Consider the following 22,255-nt stretch of genomic DNA (forward strand, 5'->3'; position numbering starts at 1 on the left):
GCTCACTTGCTCGCGGCGTACCAGATCGGCGAGCTGTAGGCGCGCTCGGTCACGGTCATCGGCACGTCGTCGGTGAAGGCCGCATCCTTGAAGTAGGCGGCGTCATAGGCCGTCCAGCGCGGCGTCGGGATCTCGATCACCCGGGCGTAGTAGAAGGCGTCGAGCGCCGGGTCGAAATCGGGATCGGTCCAGACGGTGATCAGCTCGGGTGCGCCGATGGTGTTGGTGAAGGAGGCCGTCGCGACGTCGACCGTGTCACCGACGGGCGGCACCTTGCCATCCTCGCCGGGTTCGCGATCCCCCGACCAGGCCACGTCGTAGATCTTCTCCTGCATCTCGCCCTCGGCATCGACCCAGCCCTTGACGATCTGGATGCGGTCGAGGTTGCCCGAGAAGGGATCCTTCAGCGCCGCGACGAGGAAGTTCGGCGCGGTGGCGCCTTCGGGCGCGGGCATCAGGTCTCCGCCCATCGGCACGCCCTTGGCGTAGCCGATGTTGGCCGGGGTGCGGCCGAGCGCGTCGGACTCGGCGAACTCCCAGCCGCCGAAGAAGCGCAGGCCGATGCGCGTGCCGGTGGTGCCGTAGACCTCCTTGCGCTTCATCGCGTCCCAGATCGAGGCGCGGGTGTTCTCTGTGGCCCAGACCGCGGTCAGGCCCGAGGCGCCGAGCTTCCAGTCCTTGACGGTGCGCCCGTCGAAGTCGAAGGCGTTGCCGGTCGAGCGCTCGGGCGAGGGCTCGGAAGCCGGGAACTTGCCCCAGAAGTTGTTCTCCTCGGTCGAGGACACGCCGGTATGCGCGTCGGTCGAGCCGACGAGGCCGAACTTGAACGGGTTGGTGCCGAATTCGTCCTCGAGCTTGAGGCCGCGCTTCAGCGCCTGGCGGGCGTATTCATACTCGATCATGCCCGGCTCCTTGGGCACGACGTTGAGGTTGCCGGCGTCCCAGATCTCGAAGTCGGCGAACTCGTCCGAGGGGGCGAGCGAGGGATGCTGCTCCGAGGTGCCCTTGCCCTGGGTGACCTCGTAGAGCGGCTCCCAGCGGGCGCGCTTCTCGGCCCAGGCGGCGTCGATCGGGTGGCCGTCGGGGGTCTCGGTGGCGAACATCAGCCCGTTCGACAGGTTGCCGTTGTGCGGGATCGCCAGCACCCGGCCGCCGGTCTTGTCCTCGTAGGCCTGCAGCCAGTCCCAGAGCTCGCGCGGCTGCTCGGTGTCGAAGGTGGTCAGCGGGCGCACCTGGTCGGCGAAATACTTGTCGTCCCGGTAGATGACGTTGCGGTGCAGGTTGTTGCCGCCGCCGTAGTTCGAGGACCACTCGTAGCCGATGATGGCCGAGAAGATGCCGGGCTGGTTGTGGCCCTCGACGATCTCGGTCATCTTCTTCCAGATGTCGAACTGCACCTCGTTGTCGGTCATCGCCGCGGGCAGCTTGCCCTCGCCCTGCGCGGCGATCATCTCCATCATGACCTTGCTGGCCGAAGCCCCGCCCTCGACCATGCCGTCGTGCCATTTCTTGATCTGCGGGTCCGAGAGCATCTCGGGATCGCCCTCGTAGATGTTGGCGACCACGCCCATCGCGTCGGAGTGGTCGGTCACCACCATCCAGTCATAGGGGCGCGAGAGCTTGACCTGCTGGCCGGTGCTCGAGGTGATCTCGGCGCCCTTGGCATAGCGCAGCGCGTCGTCCGGGCCGACCCGGGTGCCGCCGGCGAAGGCGTCGGCCGACCAGGCGGTGTGCAGGTGCTGCTCGCCCCAGAGCGGACGGGTCGGGAAGCTGCGCCCGGCATAGGGCGAATAGCCCGGCTGGTTGAAGAAGCGCTCGATCTGTTCGGGATAGAGCGTGCCTGCGTCGGTGTTCACCTGCGCGAGCAGCGGCGTGGCGACAAGGGTCGTCGAAAGCAGGAGCGATGCGAAGCGGCGTGCCATGGGCGATGCCTTTCTGCGGATAAGGATTTGCTCAAAATCAATCGTGGTATGCGCCCGGCCCGGGCAATGCCGAGTCGGGTGCTACCTTTACGTGTACACCATGATTTTGATTTGGCTCAGCAAATCAACCGCAAAAACGCGGGGCGGGGGTGCCGGATGGTCGCGGGGCGCAGCCGGCACCCCGCGATAGGCCGTTTCCTGCCGCGGCGCCGGCGCGGGTCTAGCGCTGTTCGGCCTTGCGCGCGCGGATCAGCGTGAAGATCCCCGCGCAGACGATGATCGCCCCGCCGATCACCACGTTGGTGCGCAATTCCTCGTGGAAGACGGTGAGACCGAGCGCCGAGGCGAAGACCAGCTGCAGGTAGGCGAAGGGCTGCACCGCCGAGGCTTCGGCGACCTCGTAGCACTTGATCAGCGTGTAGTGGCCGGTCGCGCCGGTCAGGCAGAGCAGCGCCATCATCGCCCAGTCGGGCCCGCTCATCGGCTCCCAGAACCACATGCCGATCGCCGTCGCGGTCAGCACGCCGACCACCCCGGTCCAGAAGAACGAGGTTGCGGCGCTGTCGGTGCGGGCGACGCGGCGGGTCAGCAGCCCGTAGAGCGCGAACATGGTCGCCGCCAGCAGCGGGATCGCCGCGAGCGGCGAGAACACCCCACCCGAGGGCTGCAGGATGATGACGATGCCGACGAAGCCGATGCCGATCGCGGTCCAGCGCCGCCAGCCGACCTTCTCGCCCAGCACCGGCCCCGACAGGGCGGCGATCAGCAGCGGGTAGCAGGCAAAGACCGCGTGGCTCTCGACGAGGCCGAGATAGACGAAGGCCGAGACCATCACGCAGATCTCGAGCACCAGCAGCACGCCGCGGATCGCCTGCAGCACCGGCTGGCCGCTGTGCGCGGCGGCGCGCAGCCCGCCCTTGCTGCGCGCGGCAAGGGTCAGCACGAAGGCGGCGAAGAACCAGTAGCGCACCATCGTCACCATGTAGACGTTGGTGGCTTCCGACAGGTGCCGCGACAGGCCGTCCTGCAGCGAGAAGATGAAGGTCGTCAGCACCATCAGCCAGATGCCGAGGCGCGTGTTCTGCTGTGCCATTCAGGGTTTCCTTGCCACGGTCATGTGGCGCTTTCGTCCATGGCCGGGGCGGCGTTCGACCTCGAACCCGGCCTCGGCCAGCGCGCGGCGCACGTGGCCCGCGGCGGTGTAGGTGGCGGCGCTGCCGCCCGGCGCTGTGTGGCGGGCGACCTCGCCCATCAGCTCAGGCCCCCAGAGCTCGGGGTTCTTGGCGGGCGAGAAGCCGTCGAGGAACCACGCGTCGGCCTGCTCGGGCCACGCCGGCAGGGTCTGCCGCGCGTCGCCCTCGACCATGGTGAAGCGCAGGTCGGGCAGGGTGAAGGCGCGCGCCTCGGCCTGCCAGAAGGGCGCCAGCTCGGCGGCGATCGGCGCCAGCTCGGGGAAGGGGGCCTGCGCGCGCAGCATGTCGGCGGCGGCGAGCGGGAAGGCCTCGAAGGTGGTGAAGCGCAGCTGCCCCGCCACGCCGCTCTCGCGCCAGAGCGCGAGCGTCGCCAGCAGGTTGAGCCCGGTGCCGAAGCCCAGTTCCGCCACGTGGAAGCCGTCCCTCAGCCGCGCTGGCAGGCCATTGCCCGCGTGGAAGGTGTGCCGGGTCTCCGACAGCCCGTTTTCCAGCGAATAGTAGGGATCGTCGAAACGCGGCGAGACGGGGACGTCTCCGTCGCGCCACTCGGGGGCGTCGGGCTGGCTCATTCTTCGCACCTGTCCTAGAACTGTGATCCTACATGAAGCGGAGAGAGCGGAATGGCAAGCGGGCTTGGGAACGTGGATGTGACGGTGCGCGGGGCAGGGATTTTCGGCCTGTCGACGGCCTGGGCCTGCCTCGAGCGGGGGGCGAAGGTGCGCGTCGTCGACCCCTTCGGCGCGGGCTCGGGATCGAGCGGCGGGCAGGTCGGCGCGCTGGCCCCGCATGTGCCCGAGAACTGGAACCCCAAGAAGGCCTTCCAGCTCGAGAGCCTGCTGATGGCGGCGGAGTTCTGGGCCGGGGTCGAGGCGGCGGGCGGCGTCTCGGCGGGCTACGGGCGGCTCGGGCGGTTGCAGCCGCTGGCGGATGACAAGGCGACCGAGCTGGCGCGGGCGCGCGAGCTCACGGCGCGGGAACTCTGGGGCGACACTGCCGTCTGGAAGGTGATCCCTGTCGCCGAGGCGGGCGCATGGGCCCCGGTCTCGCCCTCGGGCCTTCTGGTGCGCGACACGCTGACCGCGCGGATGAGCCCGCGCCGGGCCTGCGCGGCGCTGGTCGCGGCGCTGGCGGCGCGCGGCGTCGAGGTGGTGCCCGAGGCAGAGGATGCGGGCCGCGTCGTCTGGGCGGCGGGCTGGCGCGGGCTCGGGGCGCTGTCGGAGGCGCTCGGCCGGAACGTCGGCACCGGGGTGAAGGGCCAGTCGGTCAGCCTGCGCTTCGACGCGGGCGAGGTGCCGCAGATCTACGCCGAGGGGCTGCACGTGGTGCCCCATGCCGACGGCACCGTGGCGATCGGCTCGACCTCGGAGCGGGATTTCGACGATCCCGCCTCGACCGACGGGCAATGCGATGATCTCATCGCCCGCGCGGTGCTGGCGGTGCCCGCGCTCGACGGTGCCGAGGTGATCGAACGCTGGGCCGGGGTGCGCCCGCGCGCCCGCAGCCGCGCGCCGATGCTGGGCGCATGGCCCGGGCGCGCGGGGCATTTCATCGCCAATGGCGGCTTCAAGATCGGCTTCGGCATGGGGCCGAAGGTGGCCGAGGTCATGGCCGACCTGCTGCTCGACGGGCGCGATGCGATCCCCGAGGGCTTCCGGGTCGAAGATTCCCTCTGAGCGCCTTGGCCTCGGCGCCGGTTTCTGCAAGCGTGAGGCCGTGATCCGGCGGGGCGCCCCAAACGGGGGCCCGGTCGCGCGCATCCCCGGGCCCCGGCGAAGCTGCCCCGCGCATCCTTGCCGGCGCGCCGCGATGCCGCCTCCGCCCGCCCGTGCCGCCCACGCCGGACGAAGACAACAGGAGAGACCGCGTGACCCACGCAGACGAGATGGCCCGCATCGCAGACGAGGCGAAAACCTGGCGACGAACCCTGCACGAGAAGCCCGAGCTGCTCTACGAGCTTCACACCACCGCCGCCTTCGTCGCGGAGAAGCTGAAGGGCTTCGGCGTCGACGAGATCGAGACCGGCATCGCCAAGACCGGCATCGTCGCCCTGATCCGCGGCGCGAAGGGCGAGGGCCCGGTGATCGGCCTGCGCGCCGACATGGACGCGCTGCCGATGGACGAGAAGACCAACCTTCCCTATGCCTCGAAAGTGCCCGGCATGATGCATGCCTGCGGCCATGACGGGCACACCGCGACGCTGCTCGCCGCCGCGCGCTACCTTTGCGAGACCCGCGACTTCGCCGGCACCGTCGCGCTGATCTTCCAGCCCGCCGAGGAGGGCGGCGCCGGGGCGCGCACGATGATCGAGGAGGGCATCCTCGAGCGCTTCGGCATCGGTGCGGTCTATGCCATGCACAACCAGCCCGGCCTGCCGGTCGGCCAGTTCGCCACGCGGCCCGGCCCGCTGATGGCGGGGGGCGACCGCTTCGTCGTCACGGTGAGCGGGCGCGGCGGCCATGCCTCGGCCCCGACCAAGTCGATCGACCCGGTGGTCGCGGCGGCGCATCTCATCGCCTCGGCGCAGACGCTGGTCTCGCGCTTCTCGGATCCGTTCGACCAGGTGGTCGTGTCGATCACCTGGCTCGAGGCGGGCTCGGGCGGCGCGCTCAACGTGATCCCCGACACCGCGATCTTCGGCGGCACGATCCGCACGATGAACTCGGCGACCCGCGCCGAGATCGAGGCGCACCTGCGGCGGATGCTGAAGGCCGGTGCCGAGCAGTTCGGCTGCGAGGCCGAGCTCGACTGGCGGCCGGGCTACCCGGTGACCTCCAACGACGCGGCCAAGACGGCCCTCGCGGTGGCCGCCGCCGCCGCGGTCGCGGGGGCGCAGAACGTCGATGACAATTGCGACGCGCTGATGGGCTCGGAGGATTTCTCCTACCTGCTCGAGAAGCGACCGGGCGCGATCCTCTGGTACGGCAACGGCGACAGCGCCGAGCTGCACAATGCCGCCTACAACTTCGACGATGGCGCGATCCTGCCGGGGATGCGCTTCTGGGTCGAGCTGGTCTCGCGCGAGCTGGCGGGCTGAAGGGCCCTAGGCCCGCAGCGGCCGCGCGGTGAACAGCACCTGTCCGCGCGGCAGCATCACGTCGCTCCGGCTCACCTGCCAACCGCTGCCCTGCGCGAGATGCGCCACGTCCTCGGCGAGGATGTGGTAGGGCGCGCGGATGTCATGCGTCACCACCCCGTCGGGCTGGCGGTACGGGCGCATCGCGGTCACCGGGTCGGGGGCGAGGAAGACGGTGAAGAGGAAGCTCTCGAGTTCCGCGAAGCGGTGCAGGTTGGTCAGCGCGCGGCGCAGGTAGGCCATCGGCAGGTGCGGGAAGACCGCGAAGGCGATGGCATGGGTGATGCCGGGCGCGATGCCGGGGAACTCGAAGCGCGCGTCCTCGACCAGCTGCGCCGGGTCGAGCCGCGCCGGGTCCTCGAGCTCGGCGGCGTGGCCCGCCAGCATGATCTTGCGCGAGGCGTCCGTCGCCCAGTAGTGGCCGGGCTCGAGATAGGGCACGGCCTTGCAGCCGAGGCGCAGCGAGCCGGCGCCGATGTCGAGCAGGTGGTGATGCGGCAGCAGCCCGGCCTCGCGCAGGATCGCCATCTCGATCCGCCCGGTCTCCTCCCAGCGGCCGCCGACGATTTCCCGGTGCCGGCCGGCGGCAATGGCGGTGTCGTAGAAGCCGGTCAGTTCATAGGGATTTGCGGTCACGGGTCTGGCTGTTCCGAAAAGAGGGGGCGGGCAGCGTCCCTTGCGCCGCGCCACGGCCGCGAGTCAAGGCGGCTTTTCGGCGCCCCGTACCCGCGCCCGCGCCCGCACCCGCACCCGCGCCAGCAGGCGGCGCTGCCTCCCGGCGGCGCGGGCACTTCTCCGGGGTGTGGCGGCGGCGCACTCAGGCGAGCAGGAGCTCCGCCAGATCCCCGGCGCCATGGGCGACCTCGGCGGCCCCCGCGGCACGCAGCAGCGCAGCGCGGCCGGGGCGCGGATCGCCGGGGGTGACGAAGCCGATGGCGGTCACCCCGGCGGCGCGGGCGGCCTCGATGCCGTGCGGGCTGTCGTCGATCATCACCGCCTCCGGCGCGGGCACGCCCATGCGCGCGAGGCAGTGCAGCACGAGGTCCGGCGCGGGCTTCGGCCGGGCGCCCATCTCGGCAGAATAGACATGGTCGCCGAAACGGGCGTTGAGCGGCAGGCGGCCGAGCGAGGCCTCGAGCCGTGCGATGCGGCTGTTCGAGGCGACGCAGACCGGGCGGCCGAGCGCGGCGATCAGCGCCTCGATCCCCGGCACCGGCTGCAGCTCGGCGTGGAACGCGGGAAAGAGCCGGGCCTCCCACCGCGCGATCACCTCTTCCGCCGCGAGGATGCCAAGCTCGTCGCGGCAGATCGCCAGCATCTCGCCGCGCGCGCCGCCGGTGAAGCGGACATGGGCCTCGGCGGCGGTGATCTCGGCCCCGGCCTCGCGCAGCGCCTCGGCCAGCAGGCGCGAGGCGATCATCTCGCTGTCGATCAGCACGCCGTCGCAGTCGAAGATCACCAGCCCGGCGGGCAGGGCCGTCCGGGTCGCGGGGGGCGGCGGGGTTATGAGGGTCATGCGGGCACGCCGCGGCGCAGGGCGAGCGCGAGGTCGGGCCGGTCCGAGGTGAGGTGGCCGACGCCGCGGCCCAGCCAGGCCTGCATCGTCTCGGCATCGTTCACCGTCCAGGCGCAGAGCCGCTCGATGGGCCAGAGGCGCAGCACCTCGTCCCAATGCGCGGCAAGGAAATCGTGGCGCAGCGCGACGATGTCGACGAGATCCGAGACGGCTTCGATGAAACCTTCGAGCCCGCCCTGCTTCTCGACCCACATCGCGTCGGCCGAGACCAGCCGCCGGATCTGCGGCGCGTGCTGGCGGCAGTCGCAGAGGATGCCGAGATCGAAGGAGGTCAGGTGGCTGCGGCTGGCGAGCCCGCGGGCGAGCAGCGCCTCCGCCACCTTCGCGGCGATGCCGGGATAGGGCCGGTTCTGCGCGTCGAGCTTGATTTCGACGTGCAGGTCGAGATCCTTGTGCGGCGCCAGCAGGTCCAGCACCTCGTCCAGCGTCGGGATCACGTCGGTGCTGTCCTTCAGCCGCGTCGCGGCGCGGGCCTCGGGCGACAGCGCGCGGACCTCGCCCTCGGCCTCGGTGGTGCGCTCGAGCGTGGCGTCGTGGATCACCACGAGCTCGCCCGCGCCCGTCAGGTGCACGTCGAATTCCACGGCGTCGACGCCCAGTTTCAGCACCTCGGCAAAGCCGGTGAGCGAGTTCTCGGCCCAGAGGTTGCGGGCGCCGCGATGGCCGGTGATGCGGGTCATGGGAAGTCCTTTCAGCGGATGGTCGGGTCGAGCCTGTCGCGCAGCCAGTCGCCGACGAGGCTGATCGAGAGGGTGGTGAGCATGATGACCACGGCGGGGGCGAGCATCACCCAGGGCGCGGTGGTGAGGTATTCGCGGCCGAAGCCGACCATGTTGCCGAGGCTGGTCTCGGGCGGCTGCACGCCGAGGCCGAGGAACGACAGGCCCGACTCCATGAGGATGATCTCGGGGAAGGTCAGCGTCATCGACACGATGAGGGTCGAGGCGACGTTGGGCAGGATGTGCCTCAGGTAGATCCGCGCCGGAGTCGCGCCCAGTTGCACCACGGCGGCGGCATAGCCCTGCGCACCCGCCGAGATCGCGAGGCCCCGGGCGATGCGGGCGTAGCGCTCCCAGCCGTAGAACCCCATGAGGCAGACCAGCAGCCCCATCGACGAGCCGAAGAAGGCCAGCACCGCCAGCGACATGATGAGGAACGGCAGCGCCGCCTGGAAGTCGGCGAGCATGACCACCACGTGCTCGACCCAGCCGCGGAACTGCGCCGCGAGAAAGCCGAGCGCGGTGCCGAAGAGCGCCGAGAGCAGGGTCGCGCCGAAGGCGATGACCAGCGAGACGCGCACCGACTGGATCAGCCGCGAGAGCACGTCGCGCCCCAGCTCGTCGGTGCCCAGCCAGTGCCCCGGCGTGCCCGGCGGCGAGAGCCGGGCCATGAGGTCCATCTGGGTGATGTCATAGGGCCGGAGGAGGTCGGCGAAGGCGGCGCAGAGCAGCACCGCGGCCAGCCAGATCAGGCCGAAGGCGACGCTGCCGGGGATCGCGGCGAGCCGCACCAGCACCGGGTTGCGGGGTTTCGGGGTGTCCATGGCAAGGGTCATGGGCGGGCTCCTCTCAATGCGCCGCCTGCGAGCGCAGGCGCGGGTCGAGCCAGCCGTAGAGCAGGTCGACGATCAGGTTCGAGACCACCATCACCGCGGCGATCATCAGCAGGATGCACTGCACCACGGCGAGGTCTCGGTTGCTCACCGACACGATCAGCAGCCGCCCGATGCCGGGCCAGCTGAAGATGGTCTCGGTCACCACCGCGCCCGCGACCAGCGAGCCGACCATGAAGCCGACGATGGTGACGATCGGCACGGCGGCGTTGGGCAGGGCGTGGCGCGAGATCACCTGGCGCCACGTGACCCCCTTGGCCGAGGCGGTGCGGATGTAGGGCTGGCCCAGCACCTCGATCATCGCCGAGCGCGAGAAGCGGGCGAGGATGCCGATGCCGCCGATCGAGATGGTGATGGTGGGCAGGATGCCGTGCCACCAGGTCCCGAACCCGCCCGAGGGCAGCAGCCCCCACATCACCGCAAAGAGCAGCACCAGCACGAGGCCGAGCACGAAGGAGGGGATGGTGAAGCCCGCGACGGCCAGCAGGATCACCCCGCGGTCGATCAGGCTGCCCCGGTGCAGCGCGGCGTAGATGCCCGCCGGGATGCCGATGCCGAGCTGAAGAAGCAGCGCGGGTACGGTCAGCTGCAGCGTCGCGGGCAGGCGTTCAAGCACCAGGTCCAGCGCCGGCGAGCGGTCGCGCATCGAGATGCCGAAATCGCCGGTGAAGATCTGCCCGATGTAGGCGGCGTATTGCTGCCAGAGCGGGCGGTCGAGTCCCCAGGCGGTGCGGAAGGCGTCGACGGTCTCCTGCGGCACGTCGGGCCCGAGAAGCACCTGCGCCGGGTCGCCCGACATGCGCAGCACCACGAAGGCGAAGGTCATCACCGCCAGCACCGTGACGAGGGCGCGCAGCAGGCGGATCGAGAAGAAGCGGATCATCGGGCGGTCCTCAGGCAGCGGTGGCGGGGCTGGCCCCGGCGGCAAGATGGCAGGCGCTGGCGCGCCCCGGCTCGGTCATGCGCAGCTCGGGCACGGCACCGCGGCAGAGCGGCTCGGCCCTCGGGCAGCGCGGGTGGAAGGCGCAGCCGGCGGGGCGCGCGGCGGGGTTGGGCGGCTCGCCCTGCAGGATGATCCGGCCCGAAAGCGCCCGGCCGGGCACCGGCACCGACGAGACAAGCGCCTGCGTGTAGGGATGGCGGGGGCTGGCGAAGATCTCCTCTGCGGGGCCCTCCTCGACGATGCGGCCGAGGTACATGACCGCCACCCGGTCGCAGAGGTTGCGCACCACCTTGAGGTCGTGGCTGATGAACACCATGCCGAGCCCGGTCTTCGCCTGCAGGTCGCGCAGCAGGTTCACCACCTGCGCCTGGATCGACACGTCGAGCGCCGAGACCGGCTCGTCGCAGACCAGAAGCTCGGGATCGGTGGCCAGCGCGCGGGCGATGACCACGCGCTGGCGCTGGCCACCCGACAGCTCGTGCGGGTAGCGTTCCGCCTGGTCGGGGCGCAGCCCGACGGCCTGCATCAGCTCGGCGGTGCGGGCCTCGCGCTCGGCGGCGGAGCCGAGCCGGTGGATCTCCAGCGGCTCGCGGATCTGCGCGGCGATGATCAGGCGGCGGTCGAGCGCGGCGAGCGGGTCCTGGTAGACCATCTGCATCCGGGCGCGGAGCGCGCGCCAGGCGGCGGTGCCGCGCGCGGGCAGGGGCGCGCCGGCAAAGCGCACCTCGCCGCCCTGCGCCGGGTCGACCCCCAGCAACATCCGGCCGAGCGTCGACTTGCCCGAACCGCTCTCGCCGACGATGCCCAGCGTCTGGCCGCGCCGCACGCGCAGGCTGACGCCGTCCACGGCGCGTACCGGGGTGACCTTGCCGAAGAGCCCCTGCCGGGTCTCGTAGATGCGGACCAAGTTATCCGCCTCGAGGATCTGGGTCATTGGCTCACCCTTTCGCGGGCCGGGCTAGTGGTCGGGACGGGCATCGGCACCGGGTAGGCGCAGGCAAGCTGCCGCCCGTCGGTCTGCGGCAGCAGCGCGGGCCGCTCGCCCTGGCAGAAGGCCTGCGCGCGGGTGCAGCGCGGCGCGAAGGCGCAGCCTGCAGGCAGGGCGCGCGGGTCGGGCACGGTGCCGTCGATGGGGATGAGCCGGGTGCGCGGCCCGTCCATGCGCGGCAGCGCGTCGAAGAGCCCGCGCGTGTAGGGATGGCGGGGCGCGGCGAAGAGCTGGCCCACCGGGCCTTGCTCGACGATGCGGCCCGCGTACATCACGCAGACCCGCTCGCAGACCTGTGCCACCGCGCCGAGGTCGTGGCTGATGAAGACCAGCGCCATGCCGGTCTCGCGCCGGAGCGAGGCCAGAAGGTCGAGGATCTGCGCCTGGATCGTGGCGTCGAGCGCCGTGGTCGGCTCGTCGGCGATCAGCAGGTCGGGCTCGCCCGCGAGCGCCATGGCGATCATCATCCGCTGGCACTGGCCGCCGGAGAATTCGTGCGGGTAGAGGTCGAAACGGGCGCGGGCGTCGGGGATGCCGACCATGTCCATCAGCCGCAGCGCCTCGGCCTTCGCGGGCGCGCCGGTCAGGCCCCGGTGCAGCCGCAGCGCCTCGCAGATCTGCCGTCCGACCCGGATCACCGGGTTGAGCGCGCTCGACGGGTCCTGGAAGATCATCGCGATCCGCCCGCCGCGCACCGCCTCGAGCTCGGCGCGGGGTGCGCCCGACAGCGTGCGGTGCTCGAGAACGACCGAGCCGCCGACATGCGCCTTGGCGGGCAGCAGACCCAGCGCCGCGAGCCAGGTGACCGACTTGCCGCAGCCGCTCTCGCCGACGAGGCCGAGCGCCTCGCCGGGGGCGACGTCGAGGTCGATCCCGTGCAGCACCGGCACGCCGTCGAAGGCGACCCGCAGGTCGCGGATTTCGACCAGATTGGCCATGGGGAGGTCCTTTCGTTCGGTCCGTGTCCGGCCCGGGAGCCGGGCGCGGAACGAAAAGCCCCGGCGGACCGCGGGGTTCGCCGGGGAAGGGGGAAGTGCCGGATTACCCGTTCGACACGTTCCAGTTCTCGGCGCGGAAATCCATCGCGAAGGCCGGCGCGGCCTTCCAGTTCAGATCCGAGCGCATGCCGGTGAAGACCGCGTTCTGGTGCAGCACCTGGTAGGCCGGATCCTCGCGCTCGGCGATTTCCAGCATCCGGGTGATCGCCTGCTTGCGCTTGGCGCGGTCGGTCGAGGTCTCCATGATCGCGGAGAGCTGGTTCATCTCGGCGTTGGACCAGTCCTGCTTCTGCTGGACCTCGCCGTTCGGGCCGAACTGCACCACCATCGGGGTGATCGGATCGTTGATGGTGTTCGAGGCCGACCAGTCGCGCACGCCCTTGACGCCAGAGGGCTCGTGGATCTGGCCCCAGTTCTCCTTCATCTCGATCTGCACGTTGAGACCGACCTGCTTCCACATCTCGACCATGATCTGCCCGTTCGAGACCTGGTTGGTGTAGTAGTTGTTGAGCAGGCGGTAGGGGATCGCGTCGCCCTTGTAGTTCGCCTGCTTGAGCAGTTCGCGCGCCAGTTCGGGGTTGAACTCGGGCGCGGCCCAGCCCTCGACGAACATGTCCGAGGTGCGGAAGCTCTCGAACTGCAGGCCCGCGGGAACCTTGGTCAGCCCGCCCCAGAGCGCCTGCACGATGGCCTCGCGGTCGATCGCATGGGTCATGGCGCGGCGCACCAGCGGATCGGCGAGGATCTCGTTCTGGGTGTTGAACACCGAGATGCGGTGGTTCCAGATGGTCGAGTTCTGCACCTCGAAGCCCGGCGCGTCCATGACGTTGCCGATCTGGTCCGGCGGCAGGTCGCAGGCGAAGTCATACTCACCCGACAGCAGCCCGTTCACCCGGCTCGACACCTCGGGCACCTCGACGAAGGTGATGCGCTCGAGCGGCGGGCGGCCGCCCCAGTAGTCGTCGAAGGCGACGAGGGTGAGCGACACGTCCGGGCGGTGCTCCTCGACCCGGTAGGCGCCCGTGGTCACCGGCTTGGCGGCCCATTCGGCGTAGGAGGCGGCCTCGTCCCAGGCGCGGCGGCTGGCGATCTGGCTGCCGTGCGAGTAGAGACGGCCCTCGAGCGTCACGTCCGGCGTCGCATTGTGGAAGCGCACGGTGTACTTGTCGACGATCTCGACGCCCTGCAGCGCGGGCCAGAGCCGGCGGCCGATGCCCGGCACGTTCGGCGGCAGGTCCTTGGCGGTCTCGGGCTGGTAGTCCTCGGCGAAGATGGTCTTGCCGCCGGCGGGCTGGGTGTCACCGAAGACGCGCTCGGGCGAGAAGGAGAAGGCCACGTCCTCGGCGGTCATCTCGTCGCCGTTGTGGAACTTCACGCCCTCGCGCAGCTTCAGCTCGATGGTCTTGTCGTCGAGGCGCTTCCACTCGGTGGCGAGGCCGGGGACGGGGCCCTGGTCGCCCATCCAGTCGCGCAGGATCAGCCCTTCCCAGAGGTTCGGGAAGAACACGCGCTCGCCGACGTTCGACTGCTCGTTCCAGACGTCGAGCGTGTTGTTGTTGGTGATCTTCTGCACCGCGATGGTGATCGAGGGGCGGGCGCCCTGCGCGCGCAGGTAGCCGGGCAGCGAGAGGCTGCCGGCGCCTGCTCCGAGAAGGCCGAGCGCGTGGCGACGGTTGAGTGTGATCATGTCCTGTCTCCTGTCGTCCCGGCGCGTGCCGGGCTCCTGTCCAAGCCGGAGCGGAGCGCGCCTGTCCCCGGCGCCCTCCGCGATGGCCGGACGTAGACAGGGCCAGCGCGACAGCGGGGCGACGGTTTTGCGAAGCTGCCGTGACAATTGTTCAGGTGGGTGACAAATGCCCGGCCCGGTCATGCGCCTGTCATCTGCCGGGCCTAGAGCGGCCCTCGGCGGCGCGGGCCCGGACCGGGCGCGTCGCGGGTTCGTTCAACAGGAATGCCAAGATGACCTCTCTTCCCCTTCTCGGAGCGGCGATGCCGCTCGACACGCTCGAGACGCTGCGCGACTGGGTGATCGCCGACCAGCGCGATCTCGAGCTGCAGGACTTCACCACGGCCGAGGTGCTCTGCGGCGACTGGCAGCCGCTGGTGGCGCGGGCGCAGACGCTGCTGCAGGGCTACGAGGGGCGGCTGGGGATCCACGGGCCGTTCTGGGGGCTGAGCCTTGCCAACCTCGACTTCGAGGTCCGCGCGCTGGTCTCGCGCCGGATGCTGCAGGGGCTGGAGGTCTGCGCGGCGCTCGGGGCGACGCAGATGGTCATCCACAGCCCCTACACCACGTGGGATTACAACAACCTCGACAACTACCCCGATGCCCGCGACCGCGTGGTGTCGCTGGTGCACGAGACGCTCGCCCCGGCGGTGCGCCGCGCCGAGGAGACCGGCGTGACCATGGTGATCGAGAACATCGAGGACATCGACACCGACGCGCGCTGCCTGCTTGCAGACAGTTTCGACAGCCCGGCGGTGGCGGTCTCGGTCGACACCGGCCACGCGCATTACGCCCATGGCTCGAACGGTGCGGCGCCGGTCGACTACTACATCCGCCGCGCCGGGACGCGGCTGCGCCACGTGCACCTGCAGGATGCCGACGGCTACGCCGACCGGCACTGGGGCATCGGGCAGGGCACGATCAACTGGGCCTCGGTCTTCGACGCGGTGGCGCCGCTCGAGGGCCGCGCCCGGCTGATCCTCGAGCTGCGCGACAAGGCGCAGATCCTGCCCTCGGCGAGGTGGCTGGCGGAGCGGGGTCTGGCGCGCTGACCTTTCCGGTGCCCGGGGCTACATGCCCCGGGCGACGCCGGTCTCAGGTCTTCTTCTTCATCGCATCCAGAAGCGCCGCGCCAAGCGCGCCCTGACCGCCGCCCGAGCCGCCCTTCGGCCCCGCGCTCATCGGCCCGCGCGGGCCCTTGCCGCCGGAGCCACCGGGACCGCCGGGACCCTTGCCGCGCGGTCCCCTGTCGGGCGCGCCGCGCCGCTCCTGCGCCGCCTCGCCGCCGCCGTCCTTGCGCATGGTGAGGCCGATGCGCTTGCGCGGCACGTCGACCTCGGTCACGCGCACCTTCACCACGTCCCCGGCCTTCACCACCTCGTGCGGGTCCTTGACGAAACGGTCGGCGAGCTGGCTCACGTGCACCAGCCCGTCCTGGTGCACGCCGATGTCGACAAAGGCGCCGAAGGCCGCGACGTTGGTCACCGTGCCCTCGAGCATCATGCCGGGGCGCAGGTCGGTGATCTCCTCGACGCCGTCGGTGAAGCTGGCGGTGACGAAATCGGGGCGCGGGTCACGGCCGGGCTTCTCAAGCTCGCTGAGGATGTCGCGCACGGTCGGCAGGCCGAAGGCGCCATCGACGAACTGCTCTGCGCGCAGGCCGCGCAGCGCCTCGGGCTGGCCCATGATCTGGCGGATGTCGCGGCCGCAGGCGGCGACGATCCTGCGCGCCACGCCATAGGCCTCGGGGTGCACCGAGGAGGCGTCGAGCGGCTCGATCCCGTCGCGGATGCGCAGGAAGCCCGCGCATTGCTCGAAGGCCTTCGGCCCGAGCCCCGCCACCTTCAGCAGCGCCTTGCGCGAGGGGAAGGCACCGGTGCTGTCGCGGTGGCTGACGATGGACTGCGCCAAGGACGGGCCGAGCCCCGCCACATGCGCCAGCAGCGGCGCCGAGGCGGTGTTGAGATCGACGCCCACCGCGTTCACCGCGTCCTCGACCACGGCCTCGAGCGCCTGCGCCAGCTTGCGCTGGTCGACGTCGTGCTGGTACTGGCCGACGCCGATGCTCTCGGGGGTGATCTTCACCAGCTCGGCCAGCGGGTCCTGCAGGCGGCGGGCGATCGACACCGCGCCGCGCAGGCTGACGTCGAGCCCGGGGAATTCCTTGGCCGCCAGTTCCGAGGCGGAATAGACCGAGGCCCCGGCCTCCGAGACGATGACCTTGGTCGGCTTCTTCGCGGCGGCGGGCATCAGCTTCAGCACGTCGGCGACGAGCCGTTCCGTCTCGCGGCTGGCGGTGCCGTTGCCGATGGCGACGAGCTCGATCCTGTGGCGGGCGATCAGCTCCATCAGCGTCGCGGTGGCGCCGCGCGTGTCGTTCTTGGGCTGGAACGGGTAGATCGTCGCCGTCTCCAGCAGCTTGCCGGTGGCGTCCACCACGGCGCATTTGACCCCGGTGCGGATCCCCGGATCGAGGCCCAGCGTTGCCTTCGACCCGGCGGGCGCGGCGAGCAGCAGGTCCTTGAGATTGCGGGCAAAGACCGCGATCGCCTCTTCATGGGCGCGGCGGCGCAGCTCGGTCATCAGGTCGACATACATCGACAGGCTCAGCTTCACCCGCCACGTCCAGTCGGCGACGCCGCGCAGCCATTGATCCCCGGCGCCCGTGCCACGGATGCCGATGGCGCTCGCCACGATGTCCTCGCCGCGGCGGGAGGAGTTCTCGGGATCGGGGGCGATGTCGACCGTCACCACCTCTTCCTTCGAGGCGCGCAGGATCGCCAGCGCGCGGTGCGAGGGAATGCCCGACCATTTCTCGCGGTGGTCGAAGTAGTCCGAGAACTTGGCGCCCTCCTGCTCCTTGCCGGGCGCGACCTTGGCCGAGATGAAGGCCTCGGCGCGCATGAACTCGCGCAGGTTGCCGAGGAGCGCCGCGTTCTCGGTCAGCTCCTCGCCGAGGATGTCGCGCGCGCCCTCGAGCGCCGCCTTCACGTCGGCGACGATTTCGGTGAGGTACCCCTCGGCCAGCTTCGCGGGATCGGCGCTGCGGTCGCTCTCGATGGCGCGCAGCAGCGGCTCGAGCCCGTTCTCGCGGGCGATCATCGCGCGGGTGCGGCGCTTGGGCTTGTAGGGCAGGTAGATGTCCTCGAGCGCGGCCTTGGTCTCGGCCCCGGCGATGGACTTGTCGAGCGCGTCGGTGAGCTTGCCCTGCTCCTTGATCGAGTCGCGGATGGCGACGCGGCGGGCCTCGAGTTCGCGCAGGTAGGTGAGGCGCTCCGACAGGTTCCGCAGCTGCGTGTCGTCGAGCCCGCCGGTGACCTCCTTGCGGTAGCGCGCGACGAAGGGCACCGTGGCGCCGCCGTCGAGCAGCTCGACCGCTGCCGTCACCTGTTTCGGACTGGCCTGAATTTCACGCGCGATGGTGCTGGCGATACGGGTCTGGGTGTCCACGGCTGCGGCCTCCTTCGGGTCTTCGGGAAGGTCGGTGTAGCCCCGCCGCGCGCCCCCGCCAAGAGGCGGCGTGCGCGGCGGCCGATCCTTGCGCGCCCCTGCGTCGCGCCTCCTAGTGCATCGACCTTGCCCGTCCCGCCAGCCAGCGCTCGTAGTCGCGCTGCGCGCTTTCCAGCGTCTCGACGTTGAGCGTGCGCGTGGTGAAGGCGCGCGACAGCGCCTTGACGCGCTTGTTGAGCGCCGGGCCCACGTCTTCGCCATCCACGCCGAGCTTGTCGTAGAGCGACAGCAGCCGGTTCTGCACCGTGCGCAGCGACATGCCGCGGCGCTCGGCGATGAGCTTGTCCTGCAGGCCGAGCGCCAGATCGAGCAGCACCGCGTATTCGCTGTCGTCGAGCGCATTGCGCGGGCTCGCGCTGCGGCGCTGCAGGCGGTGGATCTCGCGGTCGACCATGATCTGGCCTTCCAGCAGCACGGCGCGCAGCGCCAGCTTCAGCCGCTCGCGGGTGGCGGTCTTCAGCACGTAGCCATAGGCGCTGTCCTCGGGCACGATGCGGGAGATGCCGCGCAGGTAGGCCTCGTCCGAGTAGTTCGACCAGAAGAGGATGCGCGTGCCCGGCCGCTCGGCCCAGATCGCGCGGGCGGCCTCGATGCCGTTGCGCCCGTCCATCTGCAGGTCCATCACCACCGCCTCGATGCGCGCGGCGCGGGCCTCGGCCTCGCCTGCCGCGCCGTCGGTGGCGTGCAGCATCTCGGTCACCTCGGGCAGGGCCTCGGCGAGCGCGTCCTGCAGGTAGGAGGCGTGGAACTGGTCATCCTCGACGAGCAGCACTTTCATTGGGGCAGGACCTTCATGCGGGGAACTCCGGGAGGGTGACGGTGACGCGGGTGCCGGCGTCCGCCACGATTTCGAGATCGGCGCCGATGAGATGGGCGCGGGTACGCAGATGCGACAGCCCCGAGCGGCGGCCCACCTCGGGGCCGATGCCGATGCCGTCGTCGCTGATGGTGATGCGCAGGCGGTCCTGCGGCTCGGACGAGACGGTGACGAGGATGCGCCGCGCCCCGGCATGACGGGCGGCGTTGTTGATCGCCTCCTGCGTGATGCGGAAGAGCGCGGTGCGCGCGGTCGGCCCGAGCCGGTCGGGGGCGCCGTCGGTGTCGTCCTCGACATCCACCTCGACGGATCCCGCGCCGACCGCGCGCTCGAGGTGCACGCGCACCGCATGGGCAAAGCCGAAAAGGTCGAGAAGCGTCGGCACGGCGGTGTCGATGAGCGCGCGCAGGTCGTCGATCGTGTCGGTCACGCGCTCGGCCAGCAGGTCGCGGTCGAGCGGCGCGTCGCCGGTCAGCTCGCGCAGGATGCGGGTGAGGTCGGCGAGGGTCTGGTCATGCAGGTCCATGCCGATGCGCTGGCGCTCCTGCTCGAGCGTCTGGGTGAGCTCGAGCGCGCCCTGCCGCAGCCCCTCGGCCTGCTCCTGCGCGCGGGCGCGCAGCTGCGCCGCCTGGCTGGCGCGCGCCGCGCCGTGCAGCGCGTGGAACCACGGGGCGAGCAGGTCTGCCAGCGCCTGCGCCAGCGGCACGTGTTCGGGGCCGTAGAAGCCCTCGGTCCCGTGCGAGAAGTTGAGCGTGCCGGTGACCCTGCCCATGACCCGCAGCGGCACGTTGATCCGCGCCCGCAGCCGGTGGTTCAGGATCGGCTCGCAGCAGGCACCGGGGAAGGTCTGCCGCGGGTCCTCCATGGCATTGGCCGAGAGCATCGCCTCGCAGCGCCCGAGCAGCACGTCGCGCACCGGGGAATACTGCACACGGGTGCGGCGCTGCGACCAGCGCGTCTCGATCCCGGCTTCGAAGCTGACCACCCAGCCGGGCGTGTCGTGCAGGCAGATGTCGACATGGCTGAACGGCAGCACCTCGGCGATCTCGGGCGCGATGGCGCAGAGCGCCGCGCCGAGTTCGATCTCGCCGGCGAGACGCGCGGATATGCGCTCGAACACGCCGCCCGGCACCGGCGGAATCCCCAGTGACAGGCCGGACGACTGGCCCGACGGCAGTGCTGGCCGGGCGTGCAGGCAGCCCGAGCTCGCGGCCTCGGCCGCTGGCGGTGAAATCATGTACCCTCCCCACGCGCCTCCTCTTGCGCGTCCCCGCAGGATGGCGCGTCTTGCCGAAGAAGAAAACACCCTTTCCCGCAGCCATGTTGCGGAGACCCGCACCTGTTCTGCGGGGCGCACACTTTACGTGCAGCTTCCGCAAGGGCAGCATGCACCTGCCCGTGGAGGACGGGCGAACAGTGAGCGCCCGGAATAGGGCGATGGGAGGGAGAATGACCAAATCCAAGATGCTGCTCGGCGCGGCGGGGCTTGCCATGCTGGCGGGCGGCGCGATGGCCGACACTTCGGGCAAGCGCATCGCGCTGTCGAACAACTACGCGGGCAACTCCTGGCGGCAGGCGATGCTGCAGACCTTCCAGGAGGTCGGCGGCAAGGCGGTCGAGGAGGGCGTGGTCGCCGCGGCGGATGCCTACACCACCTCCGAGAACCAGGCCACCGAGCAGGCCGCGCAGATCCAGAACATGATCCTGCAGGGCTATGACGCGATCATCCTCAACGCCGCCTCGCCGACCGCGCTGAACGGCGCCGTTGAAGAAGCCTGCAATGCCGGGCTCACCGTGGTCAGCTTCGACGGTATCGTCACCGCCCCCTGCGCCTGGCGCATCGCGGTGGACTTCAAGCAGATGGGCAAGGAGCAGGTCGAGTACCTCGCGACGCGCCTGCCCGAGGGCGGCAACCTGCTCGAGATCCGCGGCCTTGCCGGGGTGTTCGTGGATGACGAGATCCACGCGGGCATCGAGGAAGGCGTCGCCGAGAACGGCCAGTTCAAGATCGTCGGCTCGGTGCACGGGGACTGGGCGCAGGAAGTGGCGCAGAAGGCCGTCGCGGGCGTGCTGCCCTCGCTGCCCGACGTGGTCGGCGTGGTGACCCAGGGCGGCGACGGCTACGGCGCGGCGCAGGCCTTCAAGGCCGCGGGCCGCGACACGCCGCTGATCGTGCTCGGCAACCGCCAGGACGAGATGCAGTGGTGGGCCGACCAGCGCGACGCCAACGGCTACGAGACGCTGTCGCTGTCGATCGCACCGGGCGTGGCCTCGCTGGCCTTCTGGGTGGCGCAGCAGATCCTCGACGGCGCCGAGGTGCCCAAGGACCTGACCGTGCCCTTCCTGAAGGTGACGCAGGACACGCTGGACGAGTCGCTGAAGTCCACCCCCGAGGGCTCGGTCGCCAACACCGTCTACTCGCTCGACGACGCCAAGGCCGTGATCGCGGGAGCGATGTAAGCACCGATGACGACCGCAGCCCAAGCGGCTGCGCCGATCGTCGCCCTGACCGATGCCGCAAAGCATTTCGGCGCGGTCAGGGCGCTCGACGGCGTGAGCCTGTCCATCTCTCCCGGCGACTGCCTCGGCCTTGTCGGCCACAACGGCGCCGGGAAATCCACGCTCGTCAACGTGGTCAATGGCGGGCTCGCGCCCTCCGCGGGCTCGGTCGAGTTCCCGGCCTCGGGGGCCACGACGGCGCTTGCCGCCGGGGTGCGCTCGGTGTTCCAGGAGCTGTCGCTCTGCCCGAACCTGACGGTGGCCGAGAACCTGCGCATCTCGCATTCCGCGCTGAAGGGGATGAACTGGCGCGCCCCGGCGCGGGCCGAGATCAGCGCCGCGCTCGACCAGGTGTTCCCGGGCCACGGCATCGACGCCGACGCGCCGGTCGACACGCTCTCGATCGCGGAACGGCAGATGGTCGAGATCGCCATCGGTTTCGCCCCGCGCGGAACCGCGGCGAAGCTGGTCATCCTCGACGAGCCCACCTCGTCGCTGGATGCCGGCATCGCCGAACAGTTGCTCATCCACATCAAGCGCTTCTGCGCGCAGGGCGGCGCGGTCATCTTCATCTCGCACATGCTGGGCGAGATCTTCGAGGTGGCGAGCCGCATCCTCGTGATGAAGGACGGCAAGGTCGTGGCCGAGCGCCCCGCCGGGGGCTTCACCCGGCAGGGGCTGGTGGATGCCATGGGCCATGTCGCCACCGAGGCGGTCGCCGCGCAGGCCGCGCGGGTGCAGGGCGAGGAGGTGCTGCACACGCCCGAGGGGCTGCGCGCCCGCAAGGGCGAGATCGTCGGGCTTTCGGGGCTGGCGGGGCACGGGCAGGCCGAGGCGCTGGCCCGGCTCTACCTCGGTGCCACCTCGTCCTGGCGCAGCCCGCGCGAGGCCGGGATGGTCTTTGTCGCCGGGGACCGCGGCCGTGACGGCGTGCTGCCGCTCTGGTCGATCCTGCGCAATGCCTCGATCTCGATCCTGCCGCAGATCGCCAAACGCGGTCTCGTTGACCGCGAGAAGGAGGCCGCCGTCGCCGCCGAGTGGAAGAAGCGCATCGGCATCCGCACCGAGGACGTGACCAACCCCATCCTGTCGCTCTCGGGCGGCAACCAGCAGAAGGTGCTCTTCGCCCGCGCGCTCGCCTCCGCCGCCCCGGTGGTGGTGATGGACGATCCGATGCGTGGCGTCGACGTGGGCACCAAACAGGACGTCTATGCCATGATCCGCGCCGAGGCCGCCCGCGGCCGCACCTTCCTTTGGTATTCCACCGAGACCGAGGAGGTCTGCCAGTGCGACCGGGTCTTCGTCTTCCGCAACGGCGCGATCTCGGCCGAACTGACCGGCGACCAGATCACCGAGGAGCGCATCCTCGAGGCCTCGTTCGAGATGGAAGGGGCATAG

19 protein-coding genes are annotated in these 22,255 nt (G+C 70.7%); 5 read left to right on the plus strand and 14 right to left on the minus strand.

Annotated features, from left to right (window positions below; translation table 11 throughout):
- Window positions 1–2 precede the first annotated feature (2 nt).
- The 3 genes from PVT71_RS22265 to mnmD form a co-directional block, all read right to left on the minus strand.
- A complete protein-coding gene (locus tag PVT71_RS22265; protein WP_353474672.1) occupies window positions 3–1,922 on the minus strand; it encodes a DUF3604 domain-containing protein in 1,920 nt (639 codons plus the stop codon).
- A 220-nt stretch (window positions 1,923–2,142) separates the two neighbouring features.
- A complete protein-coding gene (locus tag PVT71_RS22270; RefSeq protein ID WP_353474673.1) occupies window positions 2,143–3,015 on the minus strand; it encodes a DMT family transporter in 873 nt (290 codons plus the stop codon).
- Window positions 3,016–3,684: a tRNA (5-methylaminomethyl-2-thiouridine)(34)-methyltransferase MnmD gene (mnmD, locus tag PVT71_RS22275; protein WP_353474674.1), complete on the minus strand. Its 669-nt coding sequence runs from the start codon at window positions 3,682–3,684 to the stop codon at window positions 3,016–3,018.
- Between the two features lie 51 nt (window positions 3,685–3,735).
- On the opposite strand from mnmD, the gene PVT71_RS22280 reads away from it, so the two are divergent.
- Both PVT71_RS22280 and PVT71_RS22285 read left to right on the plus strand, forming a co-directional pair.
- Window positions 3,736–4,788, plus strand: a complete 1,053-nt coding sequence (locus PVT71_RS22280; protein WP_353474675.1) for an FAD-dependent oxidoreductase — start codon at window positions 3,736–3,738, stop codon at window positions 4,786–4,788.
- A 191-nt stretch (window positions 4,789–4,979) separates the two neighbouring features.
- Window positions 4,980–6,149, plus strand: coding sequence for an amidohydrolase (locus PVT71_RS22285; protein WP_353474676.1), 1,170 nt, complete (start codon window positions 4,980–4,982; stop codon window positions 6,147–6,149).
- Window positions 6,150–6,155: 6 nt separating this feature from the next.
- Here PVT71_RS22285 and PVT71_RS22290 read toward each other — a convergent pair whose 3' ends face one another.
- From PVT71_RS22290 to PVT71_RS22325, 8 genes are all read right to left on the minus strand, one after another.
- The gene (locus PVT71_RS22290) at window positions 6,156–6,824 is read right to left on the minus strand and encodes a class I SAM-dependent methyltransferase (protein ID WP_353474677.1); all 669 of its coding nucleotides are present in this window, start codon (window positions 6,822–6,824) and stop codon (window positions 6,156–6,158) included.
- A 181-nt stretch (window positions 6,825–7,005) separates the two neighbouring features.
- On the minus strand, window positions 7,006–7,704 hold the full coding sequence (locus PVT71_RS22295; RefSeq protein WP_353474678.1) for an HAD-IA family hydrolase: 699 nt from the start codon (window positions 7,702–7,704) through the stop codon (window positions 7,006–7,008).
- A complete protein-coding gene (locus PVT71_RS22300) occupies window positions 7,701–8,444 on the minus strand; it encodes a glycerophosphodiester phosphodiesterase family protein (protein WP_353474679.1) in 744 nt (247 codons plus the stop codon). The genes PVT71_RS22295 and PVT71_RS22300 overlap by 4 nt, the downstream gene beginning before the upstream one ends.
- 11 nt (window positions 8,445–8,455) lie before the next feature.
- Window positions 8,456–9,319 (minus strand): ABC transporter permease, encoded by an 864-nt coding sequence (locus PVT71_RS22305; RefSeq protein ID WP_353474680.1) that lies wholly within the window; start codon window positions 9,317–9,319, stop codon window positions 8,456–8,458.
- Between the two features lie 13 nt (window positions 9,320–9,332).
- Window positions 9,333–10,259, minus strand: coding sequence for an ABC transporter permease (locus PVT71_RS22310; RefSeq protein ID WP_353474681.1), 927 nt, complete (start codon window positions 10,257–10,259; stop codon window positions 9,333–9,335).
- A 10-nt stretch (window positions 10,260–10,269) separates the two neighbouring features.
- Window positions 10,270–11,253 (minus strand): ABC transporter ATP-binding protein, encoded by a 984-nt coding sequence (locus PVT71_RS22315; protein WP_353474682.1) that lies wholly within the window; start codon window positions 11,251–11,253, stop codon window positions 10,270–10,272.
- Entirely contained in the window at window positions 11,250–12,245 is a 996-nt protein-coding gene (locus PVT71_RS22320; RefSeq protein WP_353474683.1) for an ABC transporter ATP-binding protein, read from the minus strand. The genes PVT71_RS22315 and PVT71_RS22320 overlap by 4 nt, the downstream gene beginning before the upstream one ends.
- A 103-nt stretch (window positions 12,246–12,348) precedes the next feature.
- The gene (locus tag PVT71_RS22325) at window positions 12,349–13,992 is read right to left on the minus strand and encodes an ABC transporter substrate-binding protein (RefSeq protein WP_353474684.1); all 1,644 of its coding nucleotides are present in this window, start codon (window positions 13,990–13,992) and stop codon (window positions 12,349–12,351) included.
- Window positions 13,993–14,264: 272 nt separating this feature from the next.
- Here PVT71_RS22325 and PVT71_RS22330 point away from each other — a divergent pair, with 272 nt between their 5' ends.
- Entirely contained in the window at window positions 14,265–15,083 is an 819-nt protein-coding gene (locus PVT71_RS22330) for a sugar phosphate isomerase/epimerase family protein (protein ID WP_353474685.1), read from the plus strand.
- A 43-nt stretch (window positions 15,084–15,126) separates the two neighbouring features.
- On the opposite strand, the gene PVT71_RS22335 is transcribed toward PVT71_RS22330, so the two are convergent.
- From PVT71_RS22335 to PVT71_RS22345, 3 genes are all read right to left on the minus strand, one after another.
- The gene (locus PVT71_RS22335; protein WP_353474686.1) at window positions 15,127–17,481 is read right to left on the minus strand and encodes a Tex family protein; all 2,355 of its coding nucleotides are present in this window, start codon (window positions 17,479–17,481) and stop codon (window positions 15,127–15,129) included.
- A 112-nt stretch (window positions 17,482–17,593) separates the two neighbouring features.
- Entirely contained in the window at window positions 17,594–18,319 is a 726-nt protein-coding gene (locus PVT71_RS22340) for a response regulator transcription factor (RefSeq protein ID WP_353474687.1), read from the minus strand.
- Window positions 18,320–18,332: 13 nt separating this feature from the next.
- The gene (locus PVT71_RS22345; protein ID WP_353474688.1) at window positions 18,333–19,595 is read right to left on the minus strand and encodes an ATP-binding protein; all 1,263 of its coding nucleotides are present in this window, start codon (window positions 19,593–19,595) and stop codon (window positions 18,333–18,335) included.
- Window positions 19,596–19,807: 212 nt separating this feature from the next.
- On the opposite strand from PVT71_RS22345, the gene PVT71_RS22350 reads away from it, so the two are divergent.
- Entirely contained in the window at window positions 19,808–20,818 is a 1,011-nt protein-coding gene (locus PVT71_RS22350) for an ABC transporter substrate-binding protein (RefSeq protein ID WP_353474689.1), read from the plus strand.
- A 6-nt stretch (window positions 20,819–20,824) separates the two neighbouring features.
- Entirely contained in the window at window positions 20,825–22,255 is a 1,431-nt protein-coding gene (locus tag PVT71_RS22355; RefSeq protein WP_353474690.1) for a sugar ABC transporter ATP-binding protein, read from the plus strand.

It is taken from the genome of Salipiger sp. H15 (assembly GCF_040409955.1).
Lineage (GTDB): Bacteria > Pseudomonadota > Alphaproteobacteria > Rhodobacterales > Rhodobacteraceae > Salipiger.